This is a genomic window from Stenotrophomonas sp. GD04145 (genome assembly GCF_029835135.1).
Lineage (GTDB): Bacteria > Pseudomonadota > Gammaproteobacteria > Xanthomonadales > Xanthomonadaceae > Stenotrophomonas > Stenotrophomonas maltophilia_P.
Genome location: NZ_JAODZG010000012.1, coordinates 86,814 through 96,019 on the forward strand (window position 1 = coordinate 86,814; position 9,206 = coordinate 96,019).

Annotated in this window: 8 protein-coding genes; 6 read left to right on the top strand and 2 right to left on the bottom strand. The window is 65.9% G+C overall.

From position 1 onward, the window contains the following. Positions 1 to 304 precede the first annotated feature (304 nt). A complete protein-coding gene (locus N7367_RS09080; protein WP_053518718.1) occupies positions 305 to 736 on the top strand; it encodes a CBS domain-containing protein in 432 nt (143 codons plus the stop codon). A gap of 65 nt (positions 737 to 801) precedes the next feature. On the opposite strand, the gene N7367_RS09085 is transcribed toward N7367_RS09080, so the two are convergent. Together N7367_RS09085 and gloA are read right to left on the bottom strand one after the other, a co-directional pair. Further along, on the bottom strand, positions 802 to 1,230 hold the full coding sequence (locus N7367_RS09085; RefSeq protein WP_053518717.1) for a VOC family protein: 429 nt from the start codon (positions 1,228 to 1,230) through the stop codon (positions 802 to 804). Between the two features lie 147 nt (positions 1,231 to 1,377). Further along, positions 1,378 to 1,896, bottom strand: coding sequence for a lactoylglutathione lyase (gene gloA / locus N7367_RS09090; RefSeq protein ID WP_053518716.1), 519 nt, complete (start codon positions 1,894 to 1,896; stop codon positions 1,378 to 1,380). A 356-nt stretch (positions 1,897 to 2,252) separates the two neighbouring features. On the opposite strand from gloA, the gene N7367_RS09095 reads away from it, so the two are divergent. The 5 genes from N7367_RS09095 to N7367_RS09115 all read left to right on the top strand — a co-directional run. Further along, on the top strand, positions 2,253 to 2,660 hold the full coding sequence (locus tag N7367_RS09095) for a CopL family metal-binding regulatory protein (RefSeq protein WP_053518715.1): 408 nt from the start codon (positions 2,253 to 2,255) through the stop codon (positions 2,658 to 2,660). Positions 2,661 to 2,754: 94 nt separating this feature from the next. Next, positions 2,755 to 5,469, top strand: coding sequence for a TonB-dependent receptor (locus N7367_RS09100; RefSeq protein ID WP_279942227.1), 2,715 nt, complete (start codon positions 2,755 to 2,757; stop codon positions 5,467 to 5,469). 55 nt (positions 5,470 to 5,524) lie between these two features. Further along, positions 5,525 to 6,217 (top strand): hypothetical protein, encoded by a 693-nt coding sequence (locus N7367_RS19375; protein WP_345781893.1) that lies wholly within the window; start codon positions 5,525 to 5,527, stop codon positions 6,215 to 6,217. Continuing rightward, positions 6,214 to 8,025 carry a 2Fe-2S iron-sulfur cluster-binding protein gene (locus tag N7367_RS19380; protein ID WP_345781894.1) on the top strand — a complete coding sequence of 604 codons (1,812 nt, stop codon included), beginning with the start codon at positions 6,214 to 6,216 and terminating at the stop codon, positions 8,023 to 8,025. The genes N7367_RS19375 and N7367_RS19380 overlap by 4 nt, the downstream gene beginning before the upstream one ends. A 97-nt stretch (positions 8,026 to 8,122) precedes the next feature. Beyond that, positions 8,123 to 9,206, top strand: a 1,084-nt coding sequence (locus N7367_RS09115) for a PLP-dependent cysteine synthase family protein (RefSeq protein ID WP_279942228.1), incomplete at its 3' end; no start/stop codon positions are given.

The following is a 9,206-nucleotide window of genomic DNA, read 5'->3' on the forward strand; positions in this document are numbered from 1 at the left end:
CGCGCGTGTTCAGCGGCGGTTTCAGCCGCAGTGCCATTCTCTGGATCGTCGGCAGGTTCCCACGACGTACTGTCCTATCGATGCCGGTAGTGACCGAGGATCGCAGTCGTAGAATCGAGCCGACCGAGATACGGGTTGCGTTGCCGGACCCGCCTCGTTCGCGTTGCAGCACCTCGCCTTGCCGATGCATTTCCCATGGGCAGACCGGTGCGCCAGACGTGCGCTGAAAGGTCTGTTCCCGGGGAGGGGGCGAATCGGAAGAGCACACTTTTTTGACTTCAGTGACCTGCAACAGGAAACAAGAATGAACGTCCGCGAACTCCTGCAATCCAAGAAAGAAGCTGTCATCACCATCGATGCGGAAGACACCATCGGTGCCGCCGCCCACAAGATGAGCGCGAACAGGATCGCTGCCCTGGTGGTGATGAAGGATGATGCGCCGGTCGGCATCATCTCCGAGAAAGACATCGTGCGTACCCTGGCTGACGATGGCCCGCAGGCCGGCCGCCGGGTGATTTCCACCTTGCCATCCACGGGACTGGAAGGCATCGCACCGGAGGCCACCCTGAAGCAGGCCATGTCGTTGATGACGTACTCGCGGCGCCGTCATCTGATGGTCACCGATGGCACGCGGCTGGTCGGCATCCTCAGCCTGGGCGACATCGTGAAGAATCTGCTGGGCGAGCTGGAGCTGGAAAAGGCCGTGCTGCAGGACATCTACATGGCCGCGCATTGACGCCGGCGCAGTAGAAAAAAGAAGCCGGGCACTGCCCGGCTTCTTCGTTCACGGCATCGGTGGAATCAGAACGTCACCTTCACCGAATCGGCGCTGTAGCGCGCCGGGCCGTGATAGACCACCTCGATGTTGTTGCCATCCGGGTCAAGCACGAACGCGCCGTAGTAGCCCGGATGATAGGGGCGCTCGCCCGGTGCGCCGTTGTCGGTGCCGCCAGCGGCGATGGCGGCAGCATGAAACGCATCGACGGTCGCCGCATCGCGCGCCTGGAATGCCAGGTGGTGGCGTCCGGTCAGCTGGCCGGCAGCGGCTTCGCTGCTGGCGGTGGAAATGAACAGCTCGTCAGCCCAGAAATAGTCCGGCCCTTCGCCGGCAACCGGAATGCCGATCGTGTCGAACACCGCCTGGTAGAAGCGGCGGCTGGCCGGCAGGTCGCGCACCACCAGCTGCAGGTGGTCGATCAATCGACCGCGGTGCAATTCCATAGTTTCCATGCGTACCTCTACAGAAAAGGGGACAGTGTGGATAGCGCCGGGCCGCGCCCGGCGAGCGCGCAGCGCGGCCTGCTTCCCATGCGATGAATATCGGAGCAAGGCCGCCGGGCATGGCCTGGCGCCAGCGCAATTGTGCCCCTTTCCGGATCAGGCGTTGGCGATGATTTCCACCCAGTAGCCGTCGGGGTCCTTGATGAAGGCGATGTTCTTCATGCGACCGTCGGTCAGGCGCTTCTGGAACGGCACGCCCAGATCCTCGAAGCGTTGGCAGGCAGCTTCCAGCTCGGGCACCGAGACGCAGATGTGGCCGAAGCCGCGCGGATCGCTGTTGCCGTCGTGGTAGACCGGGCCATCCTGGGCTTCAGTGCCGTGGTTGTGGGTCAGCTCCAGCACGCCCGGCAGGCCGGCCATCCACAGGCGGCGCTCGGCATCGTCTTCCGGCACCACGGCGCCGGACGGCACGTAGGCCAGGAAATACAGGCTGAACTGCGCTTCGGCGAAGTCACGCTTGTCGATCAGCCGGTAGCCCAGCACGCGGGTGTAGAAGTCCAGCGAGGCGGTGATGTCCTTCACCCGCAGCATGGTGTGGTTGAACACGAAGCCGGTGGTTTCGGCCGGGGCCTGGGCGGCGACGCCGGGGACCTGTTGGAGGGAAGAAAGGCTCATGATTCGCGTCCTGTCAGCAATAGAGGGAAATGACCCGCGGAGAGTGGCTGGAAGTTGCATCTGAAACCGGCAGTTGCCGGAACCCGCACTTCGCTTGCATCCTCGTTGTCGATCTGGGATCGTCAGGTCATGTTGCAGCGCAGGATAATCGGTGTGCGTCCGCAATGGGATGAGCGCTTCCGCAACGCCGGGTGAAATACCTGCAACCGGAGCAGTACGGCGCGGCAGTGGGACGCAGGGGAATCCGGCAGGGATGGCGAGACGCCCGCGCATCGTCGCGGGCGGTTGACAGCCCGTTGCCTGCCGCGCTAATGATTGTATGTATATACAAATAACCGAGGGTCTTCAGGGGTCCCATGCCTTACCGCCGATGGCTGCCGCTGCTGCTGATGGCCGTGCTCCTCTTCGAAGGTGTCTTCGGAGCGTGGGCGGGGACGCGCATGGCGCTGCCTGGCGGGGACGCTGCAGGCTCCGCGGGCCGGGCGATTGCGGGCTGCCAGGCAACACCGCGCAGCGCGGCACCGGCGTCGGGCCACACCCGCCATGATCAGGCGCCGGTGGCCGCCGGCGACGTGCACAAGGATCACTGCAGCTGTGTCGATGCGGCCGGCTGCGACTGCCGCTGCCTGTTGAGTCTCTACCCTCCGATGCCATCGCTGCTGCTGCCCAGCGCCCATCCGCGCATCGCGCTGGACATTGCGCTGCCGGCACTGATCCTGCCTGCCAGCAAACTTTCCCGCGTATTCCGACCTCCCATCGCCTGAGCGGCTGTCCCCGCGTCGACATGACGCCGTCGTGTCCCTTTGCCCGAATCGTGGCGGGGGCACCCAGAGACAGTATTCCTGCGGGAGAGAGAACATGTATCTGAAGTCCAATGCCATGGCTGCGGCCATCGGCAGTCTGCTGTGCGTCTCCGTTGTCCACTCCGTCGCCGCGCAGGATGCGCAGTCGCCCGATGCGAAGGCACGCACGCTGGATACCGTGCAGGTGACCGGCAGCCACATCAAGCGCGCGCAGCTGTCAGGCGTCGGCCCGGTGAGCGTGGTCGATGCCGAGGCCATCGAACGTTCCGGCGCCACCTCGGTGGAAACCCTGCTGCAGCGCCTGCCGGCCTCGGCAGGGTTCGCGGGCAGCCAGAGCAATGCGTACTGGGCCGAGAACGGCTACGGCACCACCCAGGTCAATCTGCGCGGTCTCGGCATCAACCGGACCCTGGTCCTGCTCAACGGCCGGCGCATCGTCAATGGCGGCACCGGCGCCAACAGTTCGGTCGACCTCAATGTCATTCCGGTCTCACTGATCGAGCGCGTGGAGGTGCTCAAGGACGGTGCATCGGCAATCTATGGCGCCGATGCGGTGGCTGGCGTGGTCAACATCATCACCAAGCAGGGATTCGAGGGTGCCGAAGCGGTGGTGCGCTATGGCCAGACCAGCCAGGGCGACGGCGAGGAAACCTCGGTCGATGTCAGCTGGGGTGTCAGCAGCGAACGCGGCTCGCTGATGGCTGCGGTCAGCTACTTCGACAGCGGAGCGGTCAACATGGCCTCGCGCGCGCCCTGCGGCCTGATCGAATCCGATGGCCGGCTGGTCTGCTCCGGCAGTTCGTCCACCATCGGTGGTCGTGCACTGCTGGCGGATGGCCGACGGGTCAACTTCAACCAGGTGCCCGGAGGCGACGGCGATTTCTACGAGCCCTATTCGGCGGCCAAGCACAACTACAACGGCAATCCCACGCTCAACGCGGTCAACCCGATCGAGCGGCTCAGCCTGAGCGTGTTCGGCGACAGCCAGTTGAATGACAGCACACGCGCGTTCATCGAAGCGATGTACACCAACCGCCAGTCCAGGCAGCTGGCGACCTCGGGTGGGCTGGGTGTCTACCGGCCGATCAACATCGCCGCCGACCATCCGACCAATCCCACCGGGCAGGATCTGCTGCTGCAGCGCCGGCGCCTGGAAGAGGCCGGTCCCCGCCACTTCTTCCAGGAGACCGACACCTACCGGGTGGTAGCGGGCCTGAAAGGCCAGTTCGGCACCAGCTGGGACTGGTCGGTGGCCTTCAACTGGGGGCGCAACACCGGCGTGGATGGTTCGGACAATGTCGCCAACCTCGATCGCGTCGACCAGACGCTGGACCGGTCCCTGTGCAGTACCGCGCCCGGCGCAGCGATTCCCTGCGGCGACTATCTCGGCTACGGGGACCTGAGCCGTGACGTGCTGGATTACATCCTGTACACCTCGCGCGATACCGGCGGAAACGAGCAGAAGAGCTTCACCGCCAATCTCAGCGGGCAGATCTTCGAGCTGCCGGCAGGCTGGGTGGGATTCGCCGCGGGCGTGGAGGTGCGCAGGGAGCGCGGTTGGCGTGATCCGGATCCGTTGACCGTGCTCGGCATCGGCAACACCAACCAGCAGGATCCGATCACCGGGCGATACACGGCCAAGGAAGCGTACATGGAGCTGGCGGTGCCGCTGCTGCAGGACGCGGTCATCGCAGATTCGCTGTACCTCAACCTGGCCGGCCGCGTGTCCGACTACGACCTGTTCGGGCGCGACTTCAACTACAAGGCCGGGCTGGACTGGCAGGTCAGCCCTTCGCTGAAGCTGCGCAGCACCTATGCCACGGCATTCCGCATTCCCAACATTCCCGAACTGTTCGGTGGCGTGTCCGAGGGCAACCTCACCACCACCGACCCCTGCAGTGGCTGGAGCGGACTGCAGGCCAGCTCGGTCGTGCGTGCGAACTGCCAGGCCGATGGCGTGCCGGCTGGTTACGTGCAGCCGGGCAACACCATCCTGACCACGTCCGGCGGCAATGCGGATCTCGAGCCGGAAGATGCGACCTCCTTCACCGCCGGGGTGGTGTGGACACCCACGTTCGCACCCGGGCTGACGCTCACCCTGGACTACTACCGCATCCGCATCGAAAACGCGATCCAGCGCATCGCCGGTTCCACCAAGCTGGCCATCTGCTACAACACTCCCTCGCTGGCGCATCCGTTCTGCGACGCCAGCAACTTCACCCGCGACCCGCGCACCGGCGAAGTGAACTACCTGTCGTCGCAGCCGGTGAACACGGCCGATGAACAGGTCAGTGGCTACGACCTGGGCGCACTCTACGAGTTCAAGCCGTGGGGCATGGACGCCAGCATCAGTGCCGACATCTCCTACCTTCAGCGTTATGACGTGCGCCCGTATGCCGGAGCAGAGGTGATCACGTATGCCGGCAGGATCACCGGCGGCCGTGGCAGCTATGCCAAGTGGCGTGGACTGATGTCGATGAACGCGTCCCGTGGGCAATGGTCCGGTACCTGGACCACCCAGTACATCGGCCGGGCCGACGACATCAATGCCGCGCGTGGCGACATCGGTGATCATGCGCCATCGGTGTTCTATCACAATCTCCAGCTCAGGTACGCGGTCAGCAAGGCGCTGGATGTGGCGCTGGGCGTGGACAACGTCTTTGATCGCTCGGCGCCGTTCATCCAGAGCTATACCGACGCCAACACAGACACCATGACCTACGACCTGCTCGGTCGTCGCTGGTATGCACGCATCGGCTACCGCTGGTGATCGCACGCGCCCCCGTCGCCTGCGGCGGGGGTGCTCCGCAAGGGAGAGAAGGTAGATGAAACCCGCATTCTGGGCGCGCCGCGCCCACAAATGGATCGGACTGGTGATCGGTGTGCAGGCGCTGCTGTGGATGCTCAGCGGGGTCTACATGACCGTGGTGCCGCTGCAGGTGATCCATGGCGACCACCTGGCGCATGTCCGTGGCGAACCGCTGGCGCCGGTGCATGATCGGGTCGGTGTCGATGTGCTGGCCGCGCGTTATCCCGGCCTGCAGTCGTTCCGCCTCAAGCGGCTGCTGGAGCGTGAGGTCTACGACGTGCAGCGCGGACCGGAACGCTTCCTGGTCGATGCCCGCAGTGGAGAGCGCCTGCCGCGGCTGGACCGGGATGGCGCCATCGCGCTGGCCACAGCGCTGTACCAGGGCGCAGGCGAGGTCGCGCGGGTGGAATGGGTGACCCGTGCGCCGTCGGAAGTGAAGACGCGACCGGTGCCGATGTGGGCCATCCATTTCGCTGACCGCGGAAGCACCACGCTGTACCTGTCACCGGACAGCGGCGAACTGCTGGCGCGCCGGCACAGCCTGTGGCGCTGGTTCGATTTCCTGTGGATGTTCCACATCATGGACTACGAGCAGCGCACCGACGTCAACAATGGCCTGCTGCGCGTCGCATCGGTGATCGGACTGGCATTCGGTCTCAGTGGCGTGTGGCTGCTGTTCTACAGCTTCGGCCAGAGGAGGCGCGCATGACGCCGTGGCTGCGCCGGCTGCACAGGTGGATCGGGGTGCTGGTCGGACTGCAGTTCCTGGTCTGGCTCGGCAGTGGACTGGGCATGAGCCTGCTTGACCCGGACCGGATCGCCGGCACTCCGCAGCGGGCTGCGCCCGCGGCGCCCCTGGCATGGCCGGCAGACACCGTCTCACCGGCCGATGCACTGCGAGCCGCACGATGGCCGGCCGCGACCCTGGACAGCGGCTGGCTGCTGCAGACGCCGGTGTATCGACTGCAGTCAGCGGAAGGCACCGAGGTGATCGATGCGCGTGATGGCAGGCGCATCACCATCGATCCGGTGATCGCGCTGCGCGTCGCGCAGGCCGCCTACCGTGGTCAGGGCGTGCCCGCAGTGCCGGTGCATCTGGCGCACAGTCTGGAGACGCGCAGCCATCCCGATCCGGTCTGGCGGGTGGACTTCGGTGATGCGCAGGACACCACCGTCTACGTCTCCGCCGACAGTGGACAGGTGCTCGAGCATCGCACCGCAACGTGGCGGCTGTTCGATGTGTTCTGGATGCTGCATATCATGGACTACGCGGCGCGGGCCAACTTCAACAATCCGCTGGTGGTGGGGATGGGGCTGGGGGGGCTGTGGATGGCCTTGACCGGCGCGTGGCTGCTGCTGGCAAGCGTCCGCCTGCATGAGTTCGTTCCACATCGATGGCGCAGCCGCCGGCAGTTGGCAGTGTTCGCCCCGGGAGGCACGCACCTGCGCACCGTGGCCGCGGCGCAGGGGGACAGTGTCTACCTGGCGCTGGCCCGCGAAGGCGTGAACCTGCCTTCCAACTGCGGCGGCGGGCAGAGCTGTGGACTGTGCGAAGTCCGGGTCCGTGGACAGGCTGGAACCCCTTCCGCCGCAGATCGGGCGCACCTGGCCGGGTCGCGCCTGAAGGTCGGCTGCCGGCTCGCCTGCAACCTGCAGGTGGAGGCGGATATGGAGATCGAGGTAGCCGGCGGTGCCAGCCTGTGGACCGAGCATGAGGCAACGGTCGAGCGGATCGAAGCGGTGACCCCGTTCCTGCGCGAGATCCACCTGCGTCCGGACCACGCCGCCGACGCACTCTATCAACCCGGCTGCTACCTGCAGCTGCATGTGCCCGAATACGAGCTGCCCCGTTCCGCGCTCTGGCATCCGGACGAACACCGGCAGGACTGGGCATCGTTGGCCCTGCCGGAAACCCTGCACAACAAGACGGCGGTGCGTCGTTCGTACTCGCTGGCGATGCCGGTTGCCGCCGAAGCGGGGCGCCTGGTGCTGCTGGCCCGGTTCAGCCCTGGCTGGCAGCAGGGCAAGCGGCATCCGCCGGGCAAAGGGTCCAGCTATCTGTACTCGTTGCGCCCCGGCGATCGCGTCCGCTACAGCGGACCGTTCGGTGATTTCGCGCTCAGCGGCGTGTCCCGGGAAAAGATCTTCATCGGAGCCGGCGCCGGCATGGCGCCGCTGCGGGCGATGATCGAACATCGGCTTTCCGAGGGAGGGCAGGAGCGCATCCACTACTGGTACGGTGCCCGCAGCGACCGCGATTGCCCCTACATGGCGCAGATGCAGGCCCTGCAGGCAGCGCACGCGAACTTCAGCTGGCATCCCGTCTGGTCCGGGCAGGGAACTGGCCGGCGCGTGCATGACGCCATCCATGAGGATCTGCTGCAGCGGCATCCGGATCTTTCCGGCTGCGAGTTCTACCTGTGCGGGCCACCACCGATGCTGGCCGCGACCCGGCAGCTGCTGCAGCGGCTGGGGGTGACGGAAGAGCGGATCGCATACGACGATTTCAAGATCTGAAGTGGAGGCGCCGTGGCCGTGCAGGGCGGCCGCGGCGCCCGTTGCAGCGGTGCGGGCGGAGTAGAATGCGCAGCTGTACTCACCGAAGTGGCGTTCCATGTCCCAGCGCGCCTGGGTGGCTGCGGCCATCCGCAAGATCGAAGCCGATTTCAACCGGTCCGCCGATACCCACCTGATCCCGATGGCGCTGCCCGGGTTCGAAGGCATCGATGTCTACCTGAAGGATGAATCCAGCCACCCCACCGGCAGCCTCAAGCACCGCTTGGCGCGTTCGCTGTTCCTGTACGCGCTGGCCAACGGCTGGCTGCGCGAAGGGCGGCCGGTGATCGAGGCGTCGAGCGGCTCGACCGCCGTGTCCGAAGCGTATTTCGCACGCCTGCTGGGGCTGCCCTTCATCGCGGTGATTCCGGCCACGACCTCGCCGGAAAAGATCGCTGCCATCGAATTCCATGGTGGCCGCTGCCACCTGGTCGAGCGCGCCTGTGATCTCAACTGCGAATCGGAACGGCTGGCGCGCGAAACCGGCGGTCACTTCATGGACCAGTTCACCTACGCCGAACGGGCCACTGACTGGCGCGCCAACAACAACATCGCCGAGTCCATCTTCAAGCAGATGGCCGAAGAGCCCAGCCCGGTACCCGAGTGGATCGTTTGCAGCCCAGGCACCGGCGGCACTGCGGCCACGCTGGGCCGCTACGTCAGCTACCGGCGGCACGACACCCGCATCCTCTGCGCGGATCCGGAGATCTCGGTGTTCTTCGAGGGCTACCAGGCGGCGGTGGCGGGCGAGCAGCAGTGGCGTGACCTGACCTGCAGCGGTGGCTCCCGTGTGGAAGGCATCGGCCGACCGCGGGTGGAGCCGAGCTTCATTCCAACCAGCGTCGATGCGATGGTGAAGGTGCCGGATGCATTGAGCCTGGCAGCCATGCGCCACGTCAGCCGGCAGCTCGGTCGGCGCGTGGGAGGCTCCACCGGCACCAACTTCATCGGTGTGCTGCAGGCGGCGCAGTGGATGCGCGAAGCCGGCCGCCACGGCAGCATCGTCAGCATCCTGTGCGACAGTGGCGAGCGCTACGCGCAGAGCTATTACGACCCGGCGTGGTACGCACGACAGGGCATCGATGTGGACGGTGCCGATGCGCAGCTGGCCGCGGCCGTGGCTGGTCAGGGCCTGCCTGCGC

What these genes read in the sequence shown, in the direction of transcription:
- N7367_RS09080 (WP_053518718.1), top strand. Translation starts at nt 305, where the DNA reads ATGAACGTCCGCGAACTCCTGCAATCCAAGAAAGAAGCTGTCATCACC.
- N7367_RS09085 (WP_053518717.1), bottom strand. Translation starts at nt 1,230, where the DNA reads ATGGAAACTATGGAATTGCACCGCGGTCGATTGATCGACCACCTGCAG.
- gloA (WP_053518716.1), bottom strand. Translation starts at nt 1,896, where the DNA reads ATGAGCCTTTCTTCCCTCCAACAGGTCCCCGGCGTCGCCGCCCAGGCC.
- N7367_RS09095 (WP_053518715.1), top strand. Translation starts at nt 2,253, where the DNA reads ATGCCTTACCGCCGATGGCTGCCGCTGCTGCTGATGGCCGTGCTCCTC.
- N7367_RS09100 (WP_279942227.1), top strand. Translation starts at nt 2,755, where the DNA reads ATGTATCTGAAGTCCAATGCCATGGCTGCGGCCATCGGCAGTCTGCTG.
- N7367_RS19375 (WP_345781893.1), top strand. Translation starts at nt 5,525, where the DNA reads ATGAAACCCGCATTCTGGGCGCGCCGCGCCCACAAATGGATCGGACTG.
- N7367_RS19380 (WP_345781894.1), top strand. Translation starts at nt 6,214, where the DNA reads ATGACGCCGTGGCTGCGCCGGCTGCACAGGTGGATCGGGGTGCTGGTC.